The sequence below is a fragment of the Ruminococcus sp. 8Y-12 genome, assembly GCF_058119865.1.
Genome location: NZ_CM176623.1, coordinates 1,687,501 through 1,712,925, shown reverse-complemented (window position 1 = coordinate 1,712,925; position 25,425 = coordinate 1,687,501). Strand labels below are relative to the sequence as shown.

General features: G+C 45.2%; 19 protein-coding genes, 1 tRNA gene and 1 rRNA gene (1 of these 21 only partly in view). 2 read left to right on the top strand and 19 right to left on the bottom strand.

Features of this window, described 5'->3' with window-relative positions; genetic code table 11:
* Positions 1-160 precede the first annotated feature (160 nt).
* The 16 genes from AC0THY_RS06395 to AC0THY_RS06320 form a co-directional block, all read right to left on the bottom strand.
* Complete coding sequence (locus tag AC0THY_RS06395; protein ID WP_489993606.1) at positions 161-1,252, bottom strand: LacI family DNA-binding transcriptional regulator; 1,092 nt, start codon at positions 1,250-1,252, stop codon at positions 161-163.
* A 101-nt stretch (positions 1,253-1,353) separates the two neighbouring features.
* Positions 1,354-2,364: a sensor histidine kinase gene (locus AC0THY_RS06390; RefSeq protein ID WP_489993605.1), complete on the bottom strand. Its 1,011-nt coding sequence runs from the start codon at positions 2,362-2,364 to the stop codon at positions 1,354-1,356.
* Positions 2,354-3,037, bottom strand: a complete 684-nt coding sequence (locus tag AC0THY_RS06385; RefSeq protein ID WP_489993604.1) for a response regulator transcription factor — start codon at positions 3,035-3,037, stop codon at positions 2,354-2,356. The genes AC0THY_RS06390 and AC0THY_RS06385 overlap by 11 nt, the downstream gene beginning before the upstream one ends.
* Before the next feature lie 31 nt (positions 3,038-3,068).
* A complete protein-coding gene (locus tag AC0THY_RS06380) occupies positions 3,069-5,126 on the bottom strand; it encodes an FtsX-like permease family protein (RefSeq protein ID WP_489993603.1) in 2,058 nt (685 codons plus the stop codon).
* Positions 5,116-5,889: an ABC transporter ATP-binding protein gene (locus AC0THY_RS06375; RefSeq protein ID WP_489993602.1), complete on the bottom strand. Its 774-nt coding sequence runs from the start codon at positions 5,887-5,889 to the stop codon at positions 5,116-5,118. The genes AC0THY_RS06380 and AC0THY_RS06375 overlap by 11 nt, the downstream gene beginning before the upstream one ends.
* 65 nt (positions 5,890-5,954) lie before the next feature.
* Positions 5,955-7,517: a ribosomal protection-like ABC-F family protein gene (gene abc-f, locus AC0THY_RS06370; protein WP_489993601.1), complete on the bottom strand. Its 1,563-nt coding sequence runs from the start codon at positions 7,515-7,517 to the stop codon at positions 5,955-5,957.
* Between the two features lie 369 nt (positions 7,518-7,886).
* The gene (locus AC0THY_RS06365; protein ID WP_489993600.1) at positions 7,887-8,942 is read right to left on the bottom strand and encodes a galactose ABC transporter substrate-binding protein; all 1,056 of its coding nucleotides are present in this window, start codon (positions 8,940-8,942) and stop codon (positions 7,887-7,889) included.
* A gap of 11 nt (positions 8,943-8,953) precedes the next feature.
* Positions 8,954-9,853 carry a substrate-binding domain-containing protein gene (locus AC0THY_RS06360; protein WP_489993599.1) on the bottom strand — a complete coding sequence of 300 codons (900 nt, stop codon included), beginning with the start codon at positions 9,851-9,853 and terminating at the stop codon, positions 8,954-8,956.
* Between the two features lie 71 nt (positions 9,854-9,924).
* A complete protein-coding gene (locus AC0THY_RS06355) occupies positions 9,925-11,784 on the bottom strand; it encodes a cache domain-containing sensor histidine kinase (protein ID WP_489993598.1) in 1,860 nt (619 codons plus the stop codon).
* Positions 11,774-13,384, bottom strand: coding sequence for a response regulator (locus tag AC0THY_RS06350; RefSeq protein WP_489993597.1), 1,611 nt, complete (start codon positions 13,382-13,384; stop codon positions 11,774-11,776). Before AC0THY_RS06350 ends, AC0THY_RS06355 begins: the two co-directional genes overlap by 11 nt.
* A gap of 225 nt (positions 13,385-13,609) precedes the next feature.
* Positions 13,610-15,265 (bottom strand): galactose/methyl galactoside ABC transporter permease MglC, encoded by a 1,656-nt coding sequence (locus AC0THY_RS06345; RefSeq protein WP_489993596.1) that lies wholly within the window; start codon positions 15,263-15,265, stop codon positions 13,610-13,612.
* Between the two features lie 18 nt (positions 15,266-15,283).
* Positions 15,284-16,792: a sugar ABC transporter ATP-binding protein gene (locus tag AC0THY_RS06340; RefSeq protein ID WP_489993595.1), complete on the bottom strand. Its 1,509-nt coding sequence runs from the start codon at positions 16,790-16,792 to the stop codon at positions 15,284-15,286.
* A 161-nt stretch (positions 16,793-16,953) separates the two neighbouring features.
* Positions 16,954-18,327: a substrate-binding domain-containing protein gene (locus AC0THY_RS06335; protein WP_489993594.1), complete on the bottom strand. Its 1,374-nt coding sequence runs from the start codon at positions 18,325-18,327 to the stop codon at positions 16,954-16,956.
* Positions 18,328-18,707: 380 nt separating this feature from the next.
* Positions 18,708-19,472, bottom strand: coding sequence for an ABC transporter permease (locus tag AC0THY_RS06330; protein WP_489993593.1), 765 nt, complete (start codon positions 19,470-19,472; stop codon positions 18,708-18,710).
* A 12-nt stretch (positions 19,473-19,484) separates the two neighbouring features.
* Positions 19,485-20,210: an ABC transporter permease gene (locus AC0THY_RS06325; protein WP_489993592.1), complete on the bottom strand. Its 726-nt coding sequence runs from the start codon at positions 20,208-20,210 to the stop codon at positions 19,485-19,487.
* A complete protein-coding gene (locus AC0THY_RS06320) occupies positions 20,207-20,971 on the bottom strand; it encodes an ABC transporter ATP-binding protein (RefSeq protein ID WP_489993591.1) in 765 nt (254 codons plus the stop codon). Before AC0THY_RS06320 ends, AC0THY_RS06325 begins: the two co-directional genes overlap by 4 nt.
* A 144-nt stretch (positions 20,972-21,115) precedes the next feature.
* Between AC0THY_RS06320 and AC0THY_RS06315 the strand changes: the two genes are divergently transcribed.
* Both AC0THY_RS06315 and AC0THY_RS06310 read left to right on the top strand, forming a co-directional pair.
* Positions 21,116-21,817, top strand: coding sequence for a response regulator transcription factor (locus AC0THY_RS06315; protein ID WP_489993590.1), 702 nt, complete (start codon positions 21,116-21,118; stop codon positions 21,815-21,817).
* A 4-nt stretch (positions 21,818-21,821) separates the two neighbouring features.
* Positions 21,822-23,183: a sensor histidine kinase gene (locus AC0THY_RS06310; protein WP_489993589.1), complete on the top strand. Its 1,362-nt coding sequence runs from the start codon at positions 21,822-21,824 to the stop codon at positions 23,181-23,183.
* Between the two features lie 120 nt (positions 23,184-23,303).
* Here AC0THY_RS06310 and AC0THY_RS06305 read toward each other — a convergent pair whose 3' ends face one another.
* The 3 genes from AC0THY_RS06305 to AC0THY_RS06295 all read right to left on the bottom strand — a co-directional run.
* A complete protein-coding gene (locus tag AC0THY_RS06305; RefSeq protein ID WP_489993588.1) occupies positions 23,304-23,699 on the bottom strand; it encodes a hypothetical protein in 396 nt (131 codons plus the stop codon).
* Positions 23,700-23,835: 136 nt separating this feature from the next.
* Positions 23,836-23,907: transfer RNA gene (locus AC0THY_RS06300), tRNA-Asn, on the bottom strand.
* A 161-nt stretch (positions 23,908-24,068) separates the two neighbouring features.
* Positions 24,069-25,425 (bottom strand): 23S ribosomal RNA (locus AC0THY_RS06295); it runs 1,532 nt beyond the window's last position.

The following is a 25,425-nucleotide window of genomic DNA, read 5'->3' as shown; positions in this document are numbered from 1 at the left end:
ATGATGATACTATAACCTATATTTCCATTGCCGTCAATATATTTCTCAAAATTTTAGACAAAAAAAATGCGCTTTATACTAATACAAAGTGCATTTTTACATATTTCACAAAATTTATTTCGTTTTTTATCAATTTTGTTCCATTTTTTGTCTGTTTTGGCTATAGATTAATCGTTTCATTTATGGAGCCCCGCTTTTTTATGGCGCATTTGATTTTCCAGGTGTTATTTTCCAGTTCCCCCTCGCAGCTATCCTGCTCCCAAACCTGTTTTAAGGAGTTTGAGCCGCTCTCCTCCTTTTCGATCATATGGATCAGTACCTCTGCTGCCTTACTTCCTATAGCGTGCAAAGGCAGCGCCATGGTTGTCAACGCCGGGCGGAAGGCCTCGCTGATCTGTCTGTTATCAAATCCGATCAATGCTAAATCTTTTCCTATCTCCAGCTCATGGGCATGGGCGTAATCATAGACTCCTGCCGCCATCACGTCACTCATTGCAAAGATTGCCGTTACATCCTGGCCGAGCAGCTTCCCGCAGCCTGCATATCCCTGGGTTCTGGACCAGTTCCCTTCCACGCTCAGATTGGGATTATACAAAATCTCATTGTCGTACAGCGCTTTCTGATATCCAAGAATGCGTCCAGCCGTATGAAGACTTTCCTTCTCTCCGCATATGACCCCTATCCTTCTATGTCCGTTTCTTATCAGTTCACAGGTGGCCTCATAAGCTCCCCGCTCATCGTCAAAAATCACCGATGGAATATTCCTGTCTCCCGCAAACCCGTAAGCTACCACCAGCGGCACACTGATCTCCCCCGGGATGCTGCGTATTTCATGGCAATGCGCCCCCACATAAATGATTCCATCCACTTTCTTGCTCTGCATAAGCATAAATTCTTCTTTTACCTGCTGCTGATACTCCTCATGATGATAAAACTCATTATCATATTTTTTGAACAGACGCAGATTTCCCAGCAAAAATGTATAATTTCTCTCTTCCAGGTATTCATTAATCCCATCTACGATCTCCGCACAGTTAAATACGGTTAAATCCTCCGTAATCACCCCGATGGTTCTTGTATTTCTCTGTCTCAGATTCCGCGCCACCATATTGGGCACATACCCCATCTCCCTGGCTGTTTTCAGGATTCTCTCTCTGGTCTCATTTCCAACCCGCCCTTTCCCATTTAAGATGTTGGAAACCGTAGCAATCGAAACACCGCATTCCTTCGCTACTTCTTTTATCGTTGACATCTATCTCTCCCTTTTTTACAATCTATTCGTAACGGTTCAGTGCCCACACTTACATTGTAGCCACTTTTCGTTTGAAAAGCAATAAATTTTGGTAAAAGGTTTTATCGAACGATAGGAAAAACGATCTGCATTTCAAATCCCTTCCCCCACTCTGACTTCACATTCAGTGAAACATTTAAGTCTTCCGCAATCTCCTTTGCAAGATACAAGCCCATTCCGGTGGCTCTCCTCTTACTTCCCCCGGAATCTCCCGTGAATCCTTTCTCAAAAATGTAGGGAAGGTCACAGCTCTTCACCCCACTTCCGTTATCCCTGACTGTGAGCACCAAAGCGTCCTCCCTGCGGGTAAGTGCTATCTGGATTTCAGGCTTTTCGCCGCTGTACTTTACGGCATTGCTTATGACTTGGCTCAGGATGAAGCAAAGGCCTCTCCGGTCTGTATATACATCGCATTCCTGAACCAAAACAAGAATCTGAAACCCTTTTTCTTCCAGAAGGGGCCGGTAATCCTCCAGCACCTCTTCAATGCAAGCCCTCACATCCGCCTGTTCAAACAGATAGTCCTTCCCAGTACTCTTAACCCGTGCGTAGAACAGCATCTGTTCTATGGACTCCTGCATACGATTGCGGATATAATCCAGTTTAAACCCCACATTCCCTGGAAGCTCCTCCCTCCGGTTTTCGAGAAGCATCAGCAGCAGAGAAAGGGGCATCTTTGCCTCATGGGCCCACGCCTCCACATACTCCTGATAGTTTTCCAATTCCATCTGGGCCTGGCTATACTCATACTGTTTTTCACGGAGTGTCCTCCCAAGCAGTCGTATAGGGTCTGCCTGGGCAGCACTGACCGCCCTCAGCAGTTCCTCCTCCTGGTATTCATCCGGGCTGTTTAAAAAAGAGAGAAACGCTTTTTCTCTTTTGCACTCCCGATACCGGACTCCTGCGCAGACGGCTGCAAACAGTAGAACGGATGCCAGAAAAATCACTGCTGTAAGCGCATGAAAGGCCTGCACATCGGCAAGCCAGAGCAGGACTGCCCCCAGCATGTCTGTGCACAGAAGAAGCAGAAGCCATGGCATATACTGTCCGATTATTTTCCAGTTACGTTTCATGCGTCTTCCCCTCCTCCAGCCTATATCCCACTCCCCTTACCGGCGAAATCCTCTGGGACATGTTAAGCCCCGCCATGGTCTTTTTTAATCTTGTGAGATTGACCTGAAGCGCATTTTCATCGATAAATTCACTGGTTCCCCATATAGCCAGACACAGCTCCTCCCTGGTTACCACCTGACCGCTGCCAGTCAGAAATACCTCTAAAATCTTCCCCTGATTTTTAGGAAGCACAACGGAAGTATTGTGAATGTACAATGTATATGTCTGGCGGTCCAGCAGGAAATCCGGCCCCTCCAGCAGATTGCGCCGGCCCTCATACCGTTTCAGCACATTCTGAATGCGGGCCAGCAGACGTTCCTTCCTGCAGGGCTTAGTCAGATATTCATCCGCCCCCAGGTTCAGTGCGTGGAGTTCATCCCGCATCTGATCCCGGGAGGTAAGCACCAGAACGGGTATCGGGCTTTTTTGTTTTACATTCCGGCAGATCTGAAACCCGCTTGTGCCGGGAAGGTTTAGATCCAAAAGGAGAAGATCAGGGGCCAGAGACCATATTTGTTCCTCCACGTTTTCAAATACGCTGACTTCGTCCACCTGGTAACCGGCTTTGCGCAGCATCTCTCCCAGCTCTTCCCGCATCAATGCCTCATCCTCCACAAGGACAAGCCGTTTCACAAAAATCTCCCCCTTTCTGTCTCCGGAAAAATCATTCTTCTCTTTCCGGCACCATAAGCGTCAGCAGATACCGGCTGCTGGAGTGCTTCACTGCAGCCATATAAATGTATTCTATCACACAGAGTATGAGAATCATAGCTGCAGATACCCACATCATTTCCGTGAGATTGCTCTGTACCCGCCCGGGCAGCAGCCCCGTAAACAGTGCCCTTGCTCCAAACAGGCTGCTGATGCCTGCCACCACAGTGGGAATTCCAAAGTACCAGTTAATTTGTTTTTTGGCTGACTTACACAGCATCTCATAGGTTGCGCCCAGGCGGATCAGCGTCTTGTACCGTCTTCCTGACTTCTGCTGTCCCATAAGGAACTGCACACCGATGACTGTGTTGGCTATGATCAAAAAGATCAGCGCCAGATATATGGTGATATAGCTGGCAGCCACCACATAGAAAAGCTGGCGGCCCATATTCTGAAGGTAGCTTTCATAGGCCAGTCCGGTTTCATTCAGCTTCTCATTCATCTCTGAGATAGCTGCCATAAGTCCCGCCTCACCTGTTGCCTCTGCACTCAGAACCCCATTCACATATACATCACTGTTTCCCTGGGTATAATACGCAAATGCTTTATCCGGGAGAATCAATGCAAAGGACAGCGTAATTGAACGGTCTGTGACTATGTCCACAGTCTGCACGCTTCCGGCCAGTTTACAGGTTTTTCCGTCAAGCTGCACTTTGGGCCTCTTCTCCAGGACACGGTCGAGCAGCTCCAGCCTGGCTTGGGTGGTAAATTCACTGTCCATGTACACCAAAGCTTCATCCTCCGCCAATGTAAGCGCCGGCATACCCGCACTTTTAAGCAGTTGGTTATAGTCGCTCAGCGAAAGGAGATACGGAAAGGTATCATACCCTAAATTATTCAAAAGCACCTCCCGGTCCTGGGTCTTGGGAAGTTCAGAGATGGCTGACATTACAGAATCCATCTGAAAAGCATGTTCATAATCCTCTGTAGTAGAGATATGCCCCACCCTTATCTCAAACAGTTCCGAAAATCCGGATTCCAGTTCAGAGGCAGCCAGTGCTTCCTGCACTTTCTCCTTATCCAGATCTTCACCTGTAAAGGTGTAGTCCAAAACATGCTGTTCTGATCCACTGTAAAAACGGGCGATGCCCACCCCTGCGCCAAAACAGCACAGAGCCGCCAAAATCAGCAGGGAGCTAATCCCCAGAGTGCCTGAGCGGTGAATCACATTCTCCTGAAGCTGGCGAAAATTGAAGACCTGCAGCCGTCTGTTCTGTTTTCCGTGCTCCGCGAGAAACCCAACCACGGACCGCAGCCCGAAAAATAGGAGCAGGGTCCCCAAAAGCCCCAGGACTACGGTAAGTCCCATCCGTCCTATACTGTGCCAGGAGAGGCCGCTGATCGCCATGCTGTAAGCCACAGCCAGGCCTGCCGTTCCGGAAAAAAGCGCCAGGACATATATACATGCGGGATACTGCCTTTTTGTTCCCTCCGGAGTCTCCACCAGCAGAGAGCCGATCTCCTGCCTGGCAATCCTGCCGCTGAGTATGAGAAAGGCAGCCAGCTTAATCAGCAGAAAGCCCACCGCAGTGTACAAGACGGCCTGAAGGGAGAAGGTCACCCGGTGCCCAATGATTCCCAGCCCCACAAATCTGGCCGTGACCAGACTAATCAATTCAGACAGCAGCACTGCGACCGGCAAGCCTATCACAAGCGCTATGATACTGCTGCGGAAATCCTCAGCCAACAGCATGGCAAACAGCTTAGACCGGCGCATCCCCATCATCAGATAGACCCCAAACTCATGCCTGCGCCGTTCTACCTGAAACTTGCTGGCATAGTAGATCAGAAAAAAGAGTATAAACAGCGTCAGTCCATAGAACACCGGAATCATAGCCAGCAGCTTGTTCACCGCGTCGCTCTCCATCTTTGCCAGAAACACCATGACATCCTGATGAGATAAGGACAGAATAATATAAAATGCCACTGTGGAGATGATCAGAGACGCAAAGAAAAGACCGTTCTCCTTCCTGCTCCTCCTGCTGTTGCGGGCAACCAATTTAAAGAACATTCGCACTGCCTCCTCCCAACTGGGCCATCACCTTCAGAATCCTCTCATAAAAGGCTTGACGCGATTCATCAGGAATGTCCCTGCGCAGCTCATGAAAAATGACGCCGTCCTGGATAAAAAGAATCCGTTTGCAGTAACTGGCCGCATTGGTATCATGTGTCACCATTAGAATTGTGGCCTTTTCATCTTGATTGAGTCCGGCCAGTTTTTCCATCAGCGCCTTGGCATTCTTGGAGTCTAATGCGCCGGTGGGCTCGTCGGCCAGGATTATCCCGGGATTCAGGATCAGTGCCCTGGCCGCTGCCACTCTCTGCTTCTGCCCTCCGGACATCTGAGCCGGAAACTTATCCAGCACCTCCTCAATTTCCAGATAACCTGCCAGCAGCGTAAGCCGCCTTTTGCTCTCCGTCTCGGGAACACTGTGGATGGAAAGGGGCAGTAAAATGTTTTCCCTTCCAGTGAGATTATCCAAAAGCTCAAAATTTTGGAACAGATACCCAATCTTCTTTCCCCGGTACTGGGCCAGCTTGGCCCCTTTTTGCTCCTGTATCTGGATTCCCTCCATGATCATTTTCCCGCTGCTTGGCTGAATAACCGTGGCTATACAGTTGAGTAGCGTAGTTTTTCCCGAACCGCTGCTTCCCATGATCCCCAGAAACTCCCCGGGCATCACCTGGAAGGTGATGCCGTCCAGTGCTTTTGTCTGATTTGGGGACTTCCCATAATATTTGCGTAAAGACTCGATTTTAAGAACAGGTTCCAATATATATCCCTCCTTTGGTTTCTGGATATATCATAGCACTCTTTTGCTCATGAAAACACTTACACTCAATGAAAGGTTTCGAATGTAACCCTGCGGGTCGCCACCTTCTCCCCAAAGGTACGGTCATGCTCAATCAGAAGCATGGTGGGCTGATAGTAAAGAATCACTTTCTCAATCTGCATTCTGGAAAAGACATCAATGTAATTCAAAGGCTCATCCCAGATATAAAGATGCGCCTGGGTCAATAAGCTGGAGGCTATCAACACCTTCTTTTTCTGTCCCTCTGAAAACGCTTCCATATTTTTCTCAAATTGGGACCTGTCAAAATCCAATTGCCGTAAGATAGCCTTGAACCGGCTCTCGTCCATATGCAGCTTCCGGATATATTCCGTCAGCCCTCCGCGAAGAAAGGAGGTGTCCTGATTAATGTAGGATACCCGAAGCCCCCTGGCAATCTGAAGCTCACCGGTAAGCCTGCGCTCCGGCACAGGTGACTTTTCGTCATTCAGCAAGAGTATCTCCTCCGCCTCCAAAATCGCCTTGATAAAACTGGATTTACCAGAGCCATTTTCCCCCTGCAGCAGAATACGCTCCCCTCGTTTCAATGCAAAATTAAAATCCCGGAATACGGAAAAGACACTCTGCGTTCCAGGCATCTGATAGGAAATGGAACAGTTTTTTGCCTGAATATAGACCTCCTTGTGATGGTCCAAAGGCATTAATTTTAATGCCCCTATTATTTCCTGATCCTTCAAAAGTCCCTCTTTCTGCTGAATTGCCCGCTCCGTCCGCTTTTCGATCTGTTTTACCCTGCTCTGCATTTTTTTTGTTTTTGCGCCAATATACGCCCTAGTGGGCCGGTCCGTCTCCTTGACAGGATCAAAGCCTATTTTAGTCTTCTCATTTTTATCTGCCCAGGTTCGTGAACGCCAGGCAGCCGCCTCCAGCTTTTTGATTTCACGCCTATGCTTTTCATTTTCCGCTGTCTCGAAGGTATCCCTCTTCTCCTTATTCTCCAGCCAGGAAGTAAAATTCCCTCTCTCCACTGTAATGGAGCTGCGGTTTAAAACCAGAACATGGTCCACACAGGCATCCAGCAGTTCCCGGTCATGAGAGACCAGAATAAACCCTTTCTTAGTATTCAGGTATTCCTTCACCTGATCTCTTGCCTTATAGTCCAGGTGATTGGTGGGCTCGTCTACCAGCAGAAAATAATTCTCCCCGGAAAACAGTATAGCCAGCATCACTTTTGTCTGTTCCCCATAGCTAAGGGAATCAAAGGGGCGATACAAAATATCCGCCTCAAGCGCAAGATGCTCCAGTTCACAGATCACCCGCCACAGTTCCCTGTCTGGACGGATTTCCTCCATCAGCTGTACAGAATCCAGCTTTCTCTGTCTCTGTGTCAGGACATACGGAAAATAGTCAAAACAGGCCGGACTCTTGATCGTCCCCCGGTACTCATATTTTCCCAAAAGCAGGTTCAAAAATGTCGTCTTTCCTCTTCCGTTTCTTCCAATAAACCCCAGCTTCCAATCCGTATCCAGCACAAACGATACGTCTTCAAAAACATTGTCAATACTTCCCTCATAACCAAAGGTTACATTTGATACACGGATTTGTGCCATATAAAATTCCTCCTCGCAGAATGTTTTCCCTATTTGGGAAAACAAAAAAACCATCTGCTGCCAAATGGTTTGATTCGCTTCCATATTCTCCTTCTTAATTCAGACCGCGCAGCATATTCCCTGCGAGCAACCAGAGCGCGAGGCTTCTGAAACCGAATTAGTGCATCAAAAAAGAGAGGTTATGAGAACATAATCTAACTTTTGGCAACATGAAAATTAGAACGAAGCCCGCTTCGTTTTCCTTCTCAGACTCATGTTTTCAAAAGTAGATTATTTACTCATTTTTTCACCTCTCTCGTTGTTGTATTGCAGTATAACACACTGCAGAAAAAAATGCAAGTGACTGCGTACAAACGGTGCTGTGAACATTCACTGCTGTAATGCAGTCTCCTCCTCGCTGAGAAAGTCACCGACGTTTTCACTTGTAATCTTAGAATAGGACAGATAAATGTATTTATCATCTATAAATTTTATCTTATCCATCCCCTCCCCGGTAACCAAAGCGACAACCAACTGCGCCATTGCCGCCGCCTGTCCCTCCTTGTCATTATACACGGTTCCGGCCAGCTTCAAGTCTCTCACTGCCTTCAAACCCACATCCGTGCCGTCAATCCCCAAAAATACCGGCAGGGCAGATTCCGTAAAGTTTATCTTCTCATACGCCTCCAGTGCCCCAATAGCCATGTCGTCATTATTTGCCAGCACCAGCTCAATTTTATTTCCGTACTGGCTGATCATCTGCTGCATCCTGTTCTGTGCCTGCGCACGGTTCCAGTTTGCCATTCCATAGCTCAGTTTTTCAAGCTCAACCCCATTAATTTTCAAAGTTTCCACCGCTTTCTCCGTACGGATAATCGCATCCTGATGTCCCGTCTCCCCTTCAAGCACCACATATTGGATCTTTCCGTCATTATTGCGGTCGATTTGGCTATTTGCCTTTATGACTTCAGCAGCCAGCTCCCCCTGCATCACACCGGATTGCTCCGCATCAGCTCCCACATAGTAAAGACCATCCCACTGCATCATGTCTTCCGCAACAGGCTCCCTGTTAAAAAAGACAATGGGTACATCATTATCTCTGGCCAAATCAATAATCTCTGACGGGTCTGCCCGGTCTACCAGATTCACACACAGCACATTACAGCCTGCGTTAATCAGTTCTTTCACCTGATCATTCTGAGTCCGCTGCGAAGCAGCCGCATCCCGGATAGTCACGGTTGCCTCAAGGTCATCACGTTCAAGGGCATTAATATCCTCTTTAAAGCAGGTAAGCAGTTCACTGAGAAACGTGTCACTCTGATTGTAGCATGCCACTCCCACGTGAAGCTGATCCGGTCCGTCCTGCTCCTGCCTGCCGCAGGCGCTCAAAAACAGTACGCTCATGCAGATAATCATTCCTATTATCCCAAGTTTTTTTACATTCATCTATTATACCTCTACTGGCTCATTGTAAAAAGAATATCCTGATTTTCTTTAGAAAACAGTGTTTCCTTGCGCACCACAGTGTGGGATACCATACTGTGCCGGGCTTTATAAAAATAATCCCTGATGCCTTGCGCAACCTCTGTCAGGCTCTGGTATCCCACGTTAAATTCATCTGGTATCACAAGGCATTCGGCAGCCCCTGTGTCCAGATAATAGACCGCCTCCGTAGAATGTCCGATCCCATATACCAACGCGCCATGCAGATTGTTGGCTGCAGCACAAGCTCCAGCTCTCGTCAGACTGCTGTCATCAAGTGCTATGACAAAGTTCACCTTGGGCTGCGTCTCCAAAAAGTTTTCTTCCACCTCCTCGGAGTTTTCCGACACAGACCATCTGATCTTTGCGCCTGTCTTTTTCAAGCAGTCTATAAATCCCCGCCTGCGGTTGATCATAGCTTCCGAACCAGGTGTCTCAGAGAGAATCCCTAATGTCTTTTTGCTCATATCTCCGTTATAGTCCTTCATCAATTCCTCTGCCAGGGCCGCCCCCATAGCATAGTTATCCGGCTGGGTACTTGGAATTAAGGCTGCATGCTTCTCTTCTGCGACCGTACACCCTACGAACATAACCGGAACCCTCTTTTCCATCCTTTTCAGTATTTCCTCTGTGTCCACCCCGGGAACAGGCTGTACTATGATTCCCTCAGCTCCATTGTCTATCTCGCTGTCAATTGTGCGGTTTACCTCATCCGCAGTCAGCCTGTTTCCAGTACTGACCACAAACATCTCTACTCCCTGATCTTCCGCAGCCATTTTGAGTCCGTATTTAAATGCGGACCACTGATTATCGTCCGAATTCGGGATGATCACAGAAATTTTTTTGAAATCAGATCTGTTCTTTTCTTGTAACATAATAAACGCCAATACAACAACCATTAAAGCTAAAACTGCTTCCACCAAAAAAAATATTCTCTTGCTATTCTTCATACCTGTTTACCCGGAATTTCCTTGTCAACTATTTCTTCCCTGCTGAACATATAACCCTTTTCGAGAATCTTTCTGTTTTCTTCTGTATATAAGACAGCCGGAATACGGATGGAAACCGTTGTTCCCACGTCTGGTTCACTCTCAATTATAAGTCCATACTCTTTTCCAAACAGAAGCTGAATGCGGTTGTTGACATTCACAAGTCCAACACCGGAACCGTGCTTATGGACACGGTTGCTGTCCGTCAGCAGGAAGTCCACCTCGTCTTCCGATATTCCGATTCCATTATCCGTCACAGCAAGAATAATTGTTCCTTCCTCCTGTCTTCCGCTCACTTTTATCTCTCCGCAATCATCCATGCTGCTGACTCCATAGTTAATGGCATTCTCCAGTATTGGCTGTAAGATCAATTTTACAGTGCAGTATGAATATAGGGACGGATCCACAGCAAAGGTTACGGAAAATGTATTCTTATACCGGATCTTCTGTATGTTCATATAGCTCTGGGCATGCTGCAGTTCGTCTTTCACACTGATTATCGTACGTCCCTTGGAGAGACTGATTCGGAAGAGCTTCGCCAGCTGTGAAATCATGAAAACAGCATCGTCGTTCCGTTCTCCTTCCACCATCCAGGTAAGAGATTCCAGGGCATTGTATAAGAAGTGGGGATTGATCTGGCTCTGCAGTGCATCCAGCTCACTTTTTCTTCTTTCATTCTGTTCCAGAACAATCTTCTTCATTAGTTCGTCAATCTGCTCATAGGACTTCTGTATAGAATATCCGAGATGTCTGATCTCCAATGATCCGTCGATATAGATCTCCGGCTTTTCCCCCGCCTCATATTCCATAACAGAATTATTCAGCTTCATTATGGGACTGGATATCCTGACAGAAACCACACGGTTAATGATAACCAGCATCATAGCCATCAACAGCATGAGCATAACGATAAAATACCGCATGCTGATCATTCCATGGGTAAATGTGGAATAGGGAATCACTCCCACTAACTTCCATCCTGTGTAGCTTATCGTGCTGACAACGACCTTCCGGCGTTCCCCTTCAAAAACCTCATCATAGACTCCATCTTTGTATTTAGCGGCTGTTTCACTGTTTTCGCTGAAAATCCCATCGCTGATTTGCGTCTGCTTCATATGGTAAATAATTTCCCCTTTGCTGTCACACAGATAATAATACTGTCCATTGTTTAGCGCATTTATCTGTTTCATCATCCGTGAAATGCTGGAATAGTCCATATCCACAAGCAGCACACCCAGCTGTGAATCTCCGTTATTTGTAAGTTCCACAACCCGGCTCAGTGAGATCACCCAGTAATACCGAAAAGTGGCATCATTAAACAGATTTTGAATATGGGGTGTAGAGAAATACATATTCTCCATCTCAGCCATGGCCTGCACATACCAGATCTGTCTGGTAATGTCAGGGTCCTCCTTCTGGGATGCGACGGGCTCTGCCGCCATCAGGCTTCCATAATTGTTGTAAACAGCAATACTCCGCAGATTATCCCTGTTTGCCTCATATAAAAGATTCATCCCTCTCTGGATTTCCTTGTCCTGATTGGAAAAGTCATTTTCCTTTATAACATTGTAATAAACCGCATCTGAAATCTGACGCATACTAACCAGGTAATCCTCCAGATTTTCACCAGCCTGTTCAATCAGCTTCTGTGTACTCTGTATGATTTCCTCCCGTGATAAAACCGAAAACCTTATGTACATCACAACGCCCAAAATCAGCATTATTGAAATTGATATTACTGAAAACGCAGTCATAATCGTGGACTGCATCCCCCTGGGCTTGAGTCTCTTCAAACGCCTGAAACACTTATTTTTCACTCTCTGCATGCTCCGTTCTGTATTTGGAGGGTGACACACCGTACTGTCTTTTAAATACATAGCTAAAGTAATTGGGATCTGAATAGCCCACATTCCTGGCTATGATATAACTTTTTTCATTGGTTTCCACTAACAGCTGCGCTGCGCGTTCCATCCGATATACTGTCAGATAGCCGATAAAGGAATCACCTGTCTCCTTCTTAAAAATAGTAGAAAAATAGGAATTGGATACATTCAGCACTTTGCAGATGCTATCCAAAGAGAGTTCCTCATCAAAGTAGTTGTTCTGAACATATTCCTTTGCCCGGGCTACCAGAGATTTCGTGGACCTGCTCCGTGCACTGATTAATTTCACGCGGAAGGACAGGCTAATATCAATAAGCCACTTTCTGAGCGCATCCGGTTCCATTTCCAGGAGAATACTGTACAAATTCCTCATATCTCCTGAATACTCTTCCATTGCAATGTCATTATTTGCGGCAAATCTGTATAAGGCGCTTACCAGTTCCATCACGGCCACATGGTGCTGCTGCAGAGACTTGGTCCGAAAGGATACATGGTCCAGGTACTTATTGACCGCATCGATGATGTCTTCCGCAGAACTCATGCGAATCACTTTAAACAGATTCGTCAGTTCCGTGTCGTTTGTGGTACCGGACTGATTCATCTCCTGGGGTGCAATCTCTTTAATATTGATCGCCCTGGATGCACCAAAGATTGCCCTGTAGGAGACCGCCTCTTTTGCGCTGCTGTAAGATTGCGGCAATTCCAGTATATTTTTACATACATGGCCCACTCCCACTGTGACAACCGCGCCGATCATGCGGCCCACGTATCTGCAGAAGCGGTCACATTCATCCGTCAATTCAGAGATCTCGCTCTCCATTTCAAGCTGTGCGATAAAGATAGTATTTCCAATATACGAAAAGCTTTTTGCCCTCCACCTTTCTCCCAGACGTTCTTCTGCCTGTCTCTGAACAGAGGTGGTAAGAAGCATTGGATTCATATCCTTGGGTATCTTTCTGGAGGATGTATGAATAACGAGGCAGCAGAAAAATGGCCCCTCAAAAGCAATCTGGTAGTCCGAGAGATATTTATCCAACTCCTCCCTTCGGATTCTTCCTTCAATCAAAGTAGAATAGAAGTTGGCCTGCAAAAGCGGCAGCGAATCCATATAATACTTCTGAAGTATTTCCACGTTCCGCTTTCCGTTTATTTCCTGATCCAGCTTTATCTTCATCTGTTCGAATATTTTCGTCAGCTCTGAGGAATTGATGGGCTTTAGAACATATTCCTCCACCTCCAGATGGATAGCCTCCTTGGCATATTCGAACTCATCGAAACCTGTAAAAATAAGTATCTTGGTTGCAGGATATTCCGTCTTAATGCGTTTTGACAGCTCCATGCCATCCATATACGGCATCTTTATGTCTGTCATAACAACATCCGGCTGAAATTCCTCCACAAGCTCCAAGGCCTTTACCCCATTGTTAGCATAGCCGATTACAGAAAAGCCCAGCTTCTCCCAATTTATTTTCTTCATGATGACCTGTATTACATCATCCTCATCATCTACCAAAAGCACTGTATAGGTGTCCATTTCTTTTTCTCCATAATGTATGCCCTTTTCCGGCATCCCGTAGTATATGGTGCAGCAAATACGCCTCGTAGGGTTTACCATCCTGGTACCCCGTATTTTATGGCGCTGAATAGTTACATTATAGCAAACCCACAAAAAAATGTAAACTACGCCGTTATCTTGCGCAGAACAGGCAAAGAGCCAGAATAATATCTGGCTCTTTGCATTATTTTCACTTCACATTCATTATTTTTTCTGAACATACTTCAGACAGTCAAGTGTTACTGCCACAAGAATGATGATTCCTGAGAATACGAACTGAAGGTTTGTATCAATACCAAGGATGGTAAGCGAATAGGTCAGGGCCGTAAAGATAAATACACCAACTACGACTCCTGAAATCTTACCGATACCACCTGTAAAGGATACGCCACCCACAACGCAAGCTGCAATGGCATCCATCTCCCAGCCCTGTCCATAAGCTGCTGATCCGGAACCCACCATTCTGGCACACTCCAGCCATGAGCCAAATCCATAAAGAATACCGGCTAAAATGAATGCGCCCACGGTCACGAGAAATACGGAAATACCGGAAACTGCCGCTGCATCCGGGTTTCCTCCAACTGCATACAGATTCTTACCAAATGTGGTCTTATTCCATATGAACCATACGATTGCAATGGCCACTGCTGCCCAGATGATGATGGTCGGGAAACCATTGATTTTCGGAATGATCATTGCGGGAATTGCAGGTTCAATAGCACCAAATGATACACCTTTTGTAGCGTAGGTTACAAGACCGAAAATTACCAGCATGTTTGCCATGGTAGAGATAAAGGGATGCATCTTAAACTTTGCGGTAAAGAAACCTGCGATCGTTGTAAAGAAGGTACACAGAAGTACACACATAAACAACGCAAAAATTACTCTCACTACAATGGGCAGACCTGTAAAGTCGAATATGTGTCCGAATACGGAACCTGTGTTGATCCCCTGATGCATGATGATCGTTGCTGTGGTCATACCCATACCGATCATACGCCCGATGGAGAGGTCAGTTCCGGTAAGCAGAATCAACCCTGCCACACCAAGCGCAAGGAACATACGCGGTGAAGCCTGCTGAAGGATATTTAAAACATTGTTATATGTAAGCAGGGGGGAGTGTTTGATTATGGGTGTAATCACACACAGAGCAATAAAAACAAGTATGATTGCAATGTACAGTCCATTCCTGAGCAGAAACGCACGGCGGTTGAAGGTATACTTATAATTTTCCCACTTCTGTGCTCTTGTCTCCATAAAGGAGAACTTGGACATGCGAAGCATATCGATCAGGTGATATTTATAGGTGTACGCCAAATGTCTTCTGTCTTTTATCTCCTGCATATCCTTTTCCAGCTGCATTTTAGCGTCAAAAAGTCTGTTTTTATGAACATACTTTTCGTCCTTTATTTCCTGATGGTCTGAAAGCTTTGCCAGGTTCTTTTCGTGCACGCTTTTCAGTTCCGCAATCTTTTTATTATACTTTTCCTGAGCCAGAATCTTCTCCTGTGCGCAGCTTTCTTTCACGGACAGATAATAATCCTTTTCAAAATGCTCTTTAAGATAAGCCTCCGCATCTGAGATTAATTTTGAAATCTCATCCTTGTGCTTTGCTTCTACGGCTTTCGCCTTGTCCATATCACCCCGTATTGCTGTAATCCGGGATTCCTTCTCATCTTTTGTAATGGTACGGTCTCTCTTTATTCCGTCAATTTTACTCTGTAAAGCGATAACCCTGTCCGTACCGTCTACTCTAAGAGCGTCGATCTTCGCCTGAATTTTACCGACATAATCCTCAATTGGCTGACGAAGGATCTGTTCCTGTTCAGCCGTAAGAATTTTACTGTTTCCTTTAGCCATATTTTTCAATCTCCCTCATTATAGGTATTTTGCACTGAGTCTCAAAAGCTCTTCCTGGTCTGTCTCTTTTGTATTGACAATTCCGGAAAGGTGTCCATTGGACATAACACCGATACGGTTCGTAATTCCCAGGATTTCCGGCATCTCAGAAGAAACAACAATGATCGTTTTTCCCTCTTTGGCCATCTTGATAATCAACTCATAAATTTCGTATTTTGCACCAACATCGATTCCCCTTGTCGGTTCATCCATCATAAAGATCTGAGGACTGCGCTCCAGCCATTTTCCAAAAATGACTTTCTGCTGGTTTCCACCGGAAAGGCTTGTAATCATGTCCTCTGGTCCCATACACTTTGTATGCATGATTTTAATTTCATTTGAGGTAGCCTTGATCATCTTGGAATCAGACAGAGCTATCCCGGACATATACTGGCCTAAATTGGCGATCGTAGTGTTAAAGGTCAGGTCGCCCTTCAAGAAAAGTCCGTTTGCCTTTCGTTCCTCAGTAATCATGGCAAATCCATGATCCATGGCTTCTCTTGCGCTGCTGAAGTTCATAAGAGTGTTGTTAAGATAAACACGCCCCGCCGCTCTGGTGCGGACACCAAAGATCGTCTCCAGCAGTTCTGTCCTTCCGGCCCCAACCAGACCATACAGACCAAAGATCTCTCCCTCTCTTACGTCAAAGGAAATATCCTGCAGATGAGGCTCAAATTTTGTAGACAGATTCTGTACAGACAAAATTACGTCCTTGGGCTTATTGTCAACAGGCGGGAACCGATTTTCAAGAGAACGGCCAACCATAGCTGCAATCAGTTCATTCATATCTGTGTCATCGGCCTTCTTCGTCATAACCAGATTTCCATCCCGAAGTACGGAGATCTCATCACAGATCTCAAAAATCTCATCCATTTTATGAGAGATATAAATCAGGGCAATCCCCTGCTCTTTCAGCATTCTCATCATCTCGAAAAGCTTATCCACCTCCTGTACCGTCAGAGATGAGGTGGGCTCATCGAGAACAATAACTCTTGAATTATAGGAAATCGCCTTGGCAATTTCGCACATCTGCCTCTGAGATACGGACATCTGCCGCATGGGCTGTGTGAGATTCACAGTCATGCCCAGCTTTCTGAAAAGCTCTGAGGCTTCCTTTTTCATTCTGCCCTCGTCCACTACCCCCATGGAATTCACAGGATAGCGGCCAAGAAACAAATTATCAATCACATTTCTCTCCAGACACTGATTCAACTCCTGATGAACCATTGCGATCCCATTTTCAAGAGCATCTTTAGGTCCGGAAAAACTCACTTCCTTGCCATCAAGGAAGATATTACCTTCATCTTTTTGATACGTACCGAAAAGACACTTCATCATCGTTGACTTGCCAGCGCCGTTTTCTCCCATCAGCCCCATAACAGTCCCCGGCTTTACATCCAGGTTTATATGATCTAACACTCTGTTTCGGCCGAAGGACTTGCTCATGCCGCGTATCGATAAGATGACATCCTCTTTCTTATCTGCCATTCTTTTTACTCCTGTATTTTATTGTTATTCGACTATACGATTTCACCGCTTAAAATTATTAGGGAGAATTTCTTCTCCCTAAATTTTTTGAGTTTATTTCTATATCGTTTTCTTCCGGTCTGTGCAGTAAATGCACAGACCTTCTGAACACTTACAGGTTATTACTGATCAAGCAATGCTGTGTAAGAAGCTGCATTGTCTGTCTTCACCATGTTGATAGCAAATGCATCATACTCGCTTGGATTTCCAAGACGGTTTGTGATATTAGACTCTGTCTGTCCGTCTCCGCCGATGTAGTCAACATCCAGATTCAGCAGATCATCATAGTTCTGAAGCAGAGGCTGATAGGTTGAGCTCAGGAAGTTATCAGAAGCATTGTAGATATCCAGCCATACTTTCTTTGTGGCATGTGAAGCTTCATCCAGCTGATTAGATACAGGCTCATAAACCTTTGTGGAGTCTGTGAAATCCTGATAATTGTCTGCGGTAACTGCTACGTTCAAAGCGTAGTAAGAGCGCTCATCTGCTTTGTATACATATACATCTTCGCTCAGAACATTTCCTGCCTCATCCGCTGTACCGATTCCTGAATCAATGTCTACGCCGTCAAGTGCGTTTCTAAGAACACGAAGGGTCAAATATGCCTGCACATCTGCATGCTGGCTGATCGTTCCGCCGTATCCTTCTGCAATAGCGGCCACTGCATCACTGTTAGCATCATAACCGAAGGTCGGAACCTCGTTATCTTTTGACCATGCGTTAAACATGGACATACCCATTCCATCATTGTTGGAAGCAATAACATCAATCTGATCACCAAAAGATGAGGACCATGTGCCAATTGCGTTACCTGCTGTAGCTGCATCCCATGTAGCTCCTGCAGAGTTTTTCATCTCCTGGGAAGCCAGCTCACGAACTACATATGTCTTTCCGTTTACTTCAATGCTTCCATCCTGTACGATCGAGGATGATCCATCCGCGTTTGTACCAACCGGCTCACTGTTGATATCTCCTTCTTTCTCAACACCTGTACCAAGAGCTTTGCGGACGCCTCTTGTACGTGCTATAGAGTCATTGTGTCCGATATCGCCGATTGCCAGAACATATCCGATCACTCCATCGCCATTGCGGTCGATCTTGTCAATGTTTGCCTCAATGTATTCCTTAATCATGGTTCCCTGAAGCTCAGCTCCCTGATTAGCATCAAATCCTACATAGTATGTATTGTCGTTGTAGGAAAGCGCTGCCATATCAAGTTCTCCAGTAGAGCTGTTGGAGGGCTGGCGGTTAAACCATACTAAAGGCTTGTCCTTGTTTGCCACATCTGCAGTGTCGCCTGCAGCTGTAGTATCTGCGGAATCATCCGGTGCTGTGGTTTCTTCTGCTGTTGTATCTGCAGCTGTGGTTTCTGCGTCCGCCTTTTCTGTCTGTTTTGCCGGCTCTGTTGTGCTGGACGTAGAATCATTAGATCCGCATGCTGTAGCTGAAAAAGCGAGCATTGCTGCCAGTGTCATTAAAACTACTTTCTTCTTCATAAAAAATAATCCTCCTTTTGTTCAGTACATTTTACATGTACTCTTCGTTGATGTTCACAGTATATATGAAATCCTTAAAAAAAAACATAGAATATTTTTTTCTTTTCATAGAAATTTTTAAGATTTTATTGTTTATTTATGACAATCCATAATGTATTTTTCTTTTGGGCATTCACAGTTGTGCTAATTAGGATAATTATTGATAACAATTGATTTTTCCCCTCATTATTCTTCATGCAGAGAATAGATAAAGTAAATCCCACCAAAGTACAAAGGATATTAGAAACTTTGAACATGGGCAATACATAAGAAATTGCCGGGAAAAGACTAAAAACAAAGCAACGACACTTCGTTTTTGTGAAGTTTCTTGTTTCAACATGTCACCTCATTTCTTTCTTTCCAAATCGTTTTGCGGTCAATACAAGAGCAAGTACAAAAATCATTATCGCACAGGGTACAAAGGGAAAAAGCTGGAACACCGTATTTGTGCCTTCTGCTGTAAACTCATGCAGGGAACAGGACACCAGATACCCACTATAACAATAAGGATAGAGGAACCATACCGGCGTTGCTCCGGCCAGCAGACCGGGAATTACAAGCAAAAGGTTAAGACCTACTGAAATCAGCGGCTTTTCAAACAGAACCGTAAGCGCCCACATAACTGCCGCACAGGGTAGCATAGTCAGGAACAGCCCAAAACACCATTTCAACAGGTAAAGCAGGGGCATTGTTTCCGTAATGCCGGTTATAGCAGTTGCTATCCATCCGGCAACGATAAAGGTAACAAAGAACACCACTATTTCCATAAAAAGATAGAACACCAACACACAGAATTTCCCAATCGACAATGTCTGCCGATTGATTGGCAGAGCCAGCATCTTTAAAATCCCATTATTTTGTGTTTCTCTGCCTGCAATCATCACACAGACAACAATCATGCTAAACGGCAGCAAATAATAGGCATACAGCAAAGCACTCTGAATGAACATTGCAGGCCACGCATTGGTGTACTCCGGTGTGAAATACATACTCAAACTAGCAACACCTGAACCTGTCACTAAGAGCGGAGCTATGAAAATCAGCGGAACAATCATGGAACGCTTTACTTTCGTTAATTCAATCTTTAATAGTTTCCAAAAATTCATGGCAGTTCCTCCTTACTCATAACGCAAATTTTTTGCCATCCAAAGCCCCACGCCAAGAAACAGGATTGTTTCAATCAGTGCAATAAGGATTACTGTCATATCCGGCTGGGCGCTCATGGAAACGGCTGGTGTCAGCATAACAACGAAGGGGTCGATCAGGAAAAACCCTATTTTAGATGTTCCTAAAGCCATCCCGCTTAAAAAACCGGCAACTCCCACACCAAGGGGAACCCACATGTTTTCGGAGCGCGATGAAACCAACAACTCGAAAGTTAATACAGGCATGGAGGTAAGGAAAGAATATAGCGTAAACTTAACAAGTGTTCCCAAATCAAACGTCCCCGATGGCAAATCTGTCATCCCGATTTTCATAAGAGCCAGATTTTGCAAAACAATCGCAAGAAAAAGCATGACTGTCAAAATCATAAACTTGCATAAATACATTCCTGGAACACTGACAGGAAGCATATACATCTTTTTTACTGCATGCCCCTTAAACTCCATGTTGTAGATCATGCAGGCTGCCGCCACAATGCTAAACATATTCAAAATCATAATCACACCATAGAGTTGGGTCAGTAAAACATCCATTGGAGCTAATGGCAGACTCAACAAGGTATCCCTCCGAAAAAGGAAATTCAAAAAGGCATACCCTGCTCCTAAGATGCCTGCAATCAGCAGTACCGGGATACTCCCGGTTCGTTTTTCTTTTTTTAACTCGACTGCCAATGTCCTCATAGCTGCGCCCTCTGCTTTCTGGCGGCATTGTCTTTCTCGATCATAGACAAAAACATATCCTCCAGATTATCCGCCGCGAAGCCGGAATGTAAGGCATTTTGCCGCAGTTCATCCATGCGCCCCTCGAACAGCAACCGGCCATGATTCAAAATACCGATGTCATCTGCTATCAATTCAATTTCAGACAGCATATGAGAGGAAATGAGTATGGTACAATCGTAAAGCTCCGGCAACGATTTTATCAGCTTTCTGATCTCATGGATGCCAGATGGGTCAAGACCGTTTGTAGGCTCATCCAGAATCAGTATAGGCGGCCTGCCTATAAGCGCACCAGCCAATCCAAGGCGTTGCTTCATACCGAGGGAATACTTTTTTGCCAAGCGGTCACCAAACTCTGTCAATCCCACCAACTCCAACGCATCTTCTACAGCACTTTTCGGCAATCCTAAAATCTTACGGATAATAGCAAGGTTTTCTCGCCCTGTCAGGTTCGCATAGAACGAGGGCGATTCGATAAAGGAACCAACTTCTTTCAAAATTGAAATCCTGTCCTCCGGAAAGTGCATCCCGTCAATGGTAAAGCTGCCCTTTGTGGGGGCAGTCAGACCCAACAGCATTTTCATAGTGGTTGATTTTCCTGCTCCATTGGGGCCAAGAAATCCGTAGATACTGCCTTTTCTGATATGCAGTGAAACACTGTTGACGGACGAAAACTTTTTATATTTTTTCGTCAACTGTTCTGTTGTAATAATATAATCCATAGAAACATCTCCTTTCGATATCCCTATCTTACATTACCAACCTGACATCTACATTCTCGCGTCCTTACTTTTACCTTACTTTTTTGCTGCTCCGTCCTCAAAATGGATACGGTGTGTTATAATGTCTCCGACGGAGGTATCGCTATGGAAAAATCTTTTCTACACACAAAAAAAGTTATGCTCGTTGATGACGAGCCTGATTTGTTAAAATTGGTATCCGCCATTTTATCCGATGACGGATTTGAAAATATTGTTGTTGCTGATACTGTGGAATCGGCTGTCAATGTCTGCAGAGAAGAAAAACCTGATATAGTAATTCTGGATGTTATGCTTCCGGACGGAGACGGTTTTTCATTGGTGCGGCAGATACGTCTATTTACTGATGTCCCAATTATTTTTCTGACTGCAAAAGATGAAGCTGCTGATAAATTAGCCGGACTGGGACTTGGAGCAGATGACTACATTGTAAAGCCCTTTCTTCCACAGGAATTGCTTCTGCGTGTTTACGCTATTCTACGCCGGTGCTATAAAGAAGAAAGTTATATCATTAAGCTGGATGGATGTACCATTGATTTCAGCCGGGCTGAGGTAAATAAAAATGGAACAGCGATTTCTCTGACTGCAAAAGAACATATCCTGCTAGAAACCCTTGCCCGAAATGAGGGCAAAATTGTTACAATAGATGCGCTTTGCGAAGCATTATGGGGAGATAACCCATTTGGATATGAAAACAGTCTGAACGCTCATGTACGGCGCATACGGGAAAAAATCGAAGTTAACCCATCAAAACCCGTTTCCCTCATTACGATTAAAGGGCTGGGTTATAAATTGAACATAAGGAAGTGATGATATGAAGTCATTTACCAAGTATTTTTCAAGGTATTTCATATCCTTTTTGGCCTTGATTTTCCTGCTGGTGATTCTTAATGTAATTGCATTTATAGGAACCTTTTATGGCAGCATTACAAAAGATTACGGGGATAGTTCCCCTCGCAGGATGTTAGAAGAAACCATAGCAAAGAGTTCTGCGTCAGGAATATTTGATACCGCAAGAGATAAATTGCAATCACATAATATATGGGCTATGTTTTTATCTCCCGATGGACAATGTATTTGGACAGTGGATTTACCGCCAGAATTACCTACCCAATACACCGTGCAGGATGTAGCTGTTTTTTCAAAAGGCTATCTGCAAGATTATCCTGTTTTTGTTTGGGATGATACAGACGGTTTGTTGGTGTTGGGCTATCCAAAAGGAAGCTATGCCAAGCTCACAAGCAACTATTATTCTACAGATATGTTTCAGACCATACCGCTTTATTTTGCGGGCATTCTTGTATTAGACCTGCTCCTGCTTTTTGGAGCCTATTATCTGTCCAAAATAAAGATTGTGAAAGAAACCGCACCACTTGTTTCTTCTATCAAGGCATTGGCTGACGGAAAATCAACTTCACTTTCTGTAACAGGCGAATTGTCAGAGGTTGCGGAGAGCGTAAACAGAGCATCCCAAATATTGAGCAGACAGAATGAAGCACGGGCAAACTGGATTAGCGGCGTTTCCCACGACATTCGCACGCCGCTTTCTATGATTATGGGGTATGCAGAACGAATCACAACTGACAGGGATACCAGTTCTGCCATCAAAGATCAGGCGCAGATCATACAACGGCAAAGTAAAAAAATAAGAACACTGGTGGAAGATTTGAATTTGGTTTCCAAACTGGAATACGAAATGCAGCCTCTCAATAAAAAGGCAACTAAACTTTCCAAGCTGCTTCGCTCGTATATGGCAGAATTATTAAATGGCGGGCTTCCAGAAAACTTTACCGTTGACTTTGAAATCGCCCCAAATGCCGAGAATGTTATACTGAATTGTGATGCAGGATTGCTTTCCAGAGCAATCAACAATCTGGTACAGAACAGTATCAATCACAATCCACAAGGCTGTCATATCATGCTTACTCTTGAATGTGATGTGAAAACAGCTATCCTGACCGTCTCCGATAATGGTATTGGTCTGCCTTCCGAAAAGCTGAAAGATCTAAATGAAAAAACACATTATATGGACAGTACCGATGACAGATTGAATCTACGTCACGGTTTGGGGCTTGTTCTGGTACGCCAGATCACAGAAGTCCACAGTGGAACGATTATGCTTGAAAGTCAGACAGGCCATGGATTCAAAACCGTCTTAAAAATTCCAATGCAGTAATAGAATTGGAGGGTGGTAAGCATCCTCTTTTTCTTTTTTCTTTTCACTTTCCACCTGTATTTTACAGGTATTTTTTTGTGTCAGAAACCCCTTTTAGACAAGTTTTTTAATTTTCTACACTCATAAAATGTCACCTTTTATTTCAATAGCTTTATTGTAAGACTGCACTTTAAATACCTGAAAGTATTTTTCAAATTCGGCAGTCCACAAATCTATTTCCTCTTCTATAGTTGGAATCTCATTTAATATAAAAATACATTTTCGGCAGCTGGATTTTGCCATATCTGGCAGTAAAACTTCAAACCCCCACTCAACGTCCTCTTTTGCATCCTCAAATCCATTTCTTGCGTCAATTACAAAATTACTGCCTTCATTTTCTTTTAGTAATTGTGATGCAAACATTGTCGGCTTGCGATAATCATCAAGACAACAAAATTTTTTCCATGTCAGCAAAACCACATTGTCCCTGCTAATATACCTTACATTACAGAATTCCGAATCAAATACATTGTTCATATAATATACCTCCTCATAGCTTATTCAAACCTTCATTTTTATTATATATCAGGTTTTTGGCCGCTTCAATAAATAACGTTTTTTTTCATAACCGCAAAAGATCCGTAAACATTAATGTTTACGGATCTACTTTCAGCTCCCCGAGTTGGGCTCGAACCAACAACCCTTCGGTTAACAGCCGAATGCTCTACCATTGAGCTATCGAGGACTATTCTATTTTTTCTTTCTTCTTTTGTGAAGGTATCTGCTTTTCATTCATATACCTTCAAAACCACACACAGATCTATTCAACCATCCATTTACCTATCCTACTCTTAACCAGTATTCTAGTATTCCAGTAATCTCTTACTCTCTTTAACCCTTACCTTCTTGGTTAAGCCTTCGACCTATTAGTAACAGTCAGCTCCATACATTACTGCACTTCCACCTCTGCCCTATCTACCTCGTCGTCTTCAAGGGGTCTTACCGCTTTGCGGGGGATATCTCATCTTGAGGGGGGCTTCACGCTTAGATGCCTTCAGCGTTTATCCCTTCCCGACTTGGCTACCCGGCTCTGCTTTTGGCAAAACAACCGGTACACCAGTGGTCAGTCCAACCCGGTCCTCTCGTACTAAGGTCAGCTCCTCTCAAATATCCTACGCCCACGCCGGATAGGGACCGAACTGTCTCACGACGTTCTGAACCCAGCTCGCGTACCGCTTTAATGGGCGAACAGCCCAACCCTTGGGACCTACTACAGCCCCAGGATGCGATGAGCCGACATCGAGGTGCCAAACCACTCCGTCGATGTGAACTCTTGGGAGTGATAAGCCTGTTATCCCCAGGGTAGCTTTTATCCGTTGAGCGATGGCAATCCCACTTTCTACCACCGGATCACTAAGTCCTACTTTCGTACCTGCTCCACCCGTCGGTGTCGCAGTCAAGCTCCCTTTTGCCTTTGCACTCTTCGAATGGTTTCCAACCATTCTGAGGGAACCTTTGAGCGCCTCCGATACCCTTTCGGAGGCGACCGCCCCAGTCAAACTCCCCGCCTGACATTGTCCTCCCGCCGGTTTACGGCGGCTAGTTAGAAACCCAATACTGCAAGGGTGGTATCCCAACAGCGGCTCCTTGGCAACTGGCGTCACCAATTCTCTGCCTCCCACCTATCCTGTACATGCAATACCGAATCCCAGTATCAAGCTGGAGTAAAGCTCCATGGGGTCTTTCCGTCCTGGCGCAGGTAACCAGCATCTTCACTGGTATTTCAATTTCACCGGATGCATTGTTGAGACAGTGCCCAAATCATTACGCCTTTCGTGCGGGTCGGAACTTACCCGACAAGGAATTTCGCTACCTTAGGACCGTTATAGTTACGGCCGCCGTTTACTGGGGCTTAAGTTCAAAGCTTCGCTTGCGCTAACCTCTCCCCTTAACCTTCCAGCACCGGGCAGGCGTCAGCCCATATACTTCACCTTGCGGTTTTGCATAGACCTGTGTTTTTGCTAAACAGTTGCTTGGGCCAATTCTCTGCGGCCTCATTTCTGAGGCACCCCTTCTCCCGAAGTTACGGGGTCATTTTGCCGAGTTCCTTAACAATGCTTCTTCCGTCGGCCTTAGGATTCTCTCCTCATCCACCTGTGTCGGTTTACGGTACGGGTATGATATAAACAATAGCGGCTTTTCTTGACGCATGGCTCACACACTTCCCTACTCTAGTTCGGTACGCGTCACGTCTTCGGATTGT

Excerpts from the sequence above, each read along its gene's own strand:
- AC0THY_RS06325 (WP_489993592.1), bottom strand. The coding sequence starts at position 20,210 with ATGAGGACATTGGCAGTCGAGTTAAAAAAAGAAAAACGAACCGGGAGT.
- AC0THY_RS06315 (WP_489993590.1), top strand. The coding sequence starts at position 21,116 with ATGGAAAAATCTTTTCTACACACAAAAAAAGTTATGCTCGTTGATGAC.
- AC0THY_RS06310 (WP_489993589.1), top strand. The coding sequence starts at position 21,822 with ATGAAGTCATTTACCAAGTATTTTTCAAGGTATTTCATATCCTTTTTG.
- AC0THY_RS06365 (WP_489993600.1), bottom strand. The coding sequence starts at position 8,942 with ATGAATGTAAAAAAACTTGGGATAATAGGAATGATTATCTGCATGAGC.
- abc-f (WP_489993601.1), bottom strand. The coding sequence starts at position 7,517 with ATGGCACAAATCCGTGTATCAAATGTAACCTTTGGTTATGAGGGAAGT.
- AC0THY_RS06390 (WP_489993605.1), bottom strand. The coding sequence starts at position 2,364 with ATGAAACGTAACTGGAAAATAATCGGACAGTATATGCCATGGCTTCTG.
- AC0THY_RS06395 (WP_489993606.1), bottom strand. The coding sequence starts at position 1,252 with ATGTCAACGATAAAAGAAGTAGCGAAGGAATGCGGTGTTTCGATTGCT.
- AC0THY_RS06330 (WP_489993593.1), bottom strand. The coding sequence starts at position 19,472 with ATGAATTTTTGGAAACTATTAAAGATTGAATTAACGAAAGTAAAGCGT.
- AC0THY_RS06320 (WP_489993591.1), bottom strand. The coding sequence starts at position 20,971 with ATGGATTATATTATTACAACAGAACAGTTGACGAAAAAATATAAAAAG.
- AC0THY_RS06350 (WP_489993597.1), bottom strand. The coding sequence starts at position 13,384 with ATGGACACCTATACAGTGCTTTTGGTAGATGATGAGGATGATGTAATA.
- AC0THY_RS06360 (WP_489993599.1), bottom strand. The coding sequence starts at position 9,853 with ATGTTACAAGAAAAGAACAGATCTGATTTCAAAAAAATTTCTGTGATC.
- AC0THY_RS06345 (WP_489993596.1), bottom strand. The coding sequence starts at position 15,265 with ATGGCTAAAGGAAACAGTAAAATTCTTACGGCTGAACAGGAACAGATC.
- AC0THY_RS06380 (WP_489993603.1), bottom strand. The coding sequence starts at position 5,126 with ATGTTCTTTAAATTGGTTGCCCGCAACAGCAGGAGGAGCAGGAAGGAG.
- AC0THY_RS06335 (WP_489993594.1), bottom strand. The coding sequence starts at position 18,327 with ATGAAGAAGAAAGTAGTTTTAATGACACTGGCAGCAATGCTCGCTTTT.
- AC0THY_RS06305 (WP_489993588.1), bottom strand. The coding sequence starts at position 23,699 with ATGAACAATGTATTTGATTCGGAATTCTGTAATGTAAGGTATATTAGC.
- AC0THY_RS06340 (WP_489993595.1), bottom strand. The coding sequence starts at position 16,792 with ATGGCAGATAAGAAAGAGGATGTCATCTTATCGATACGCGGCATGAGC.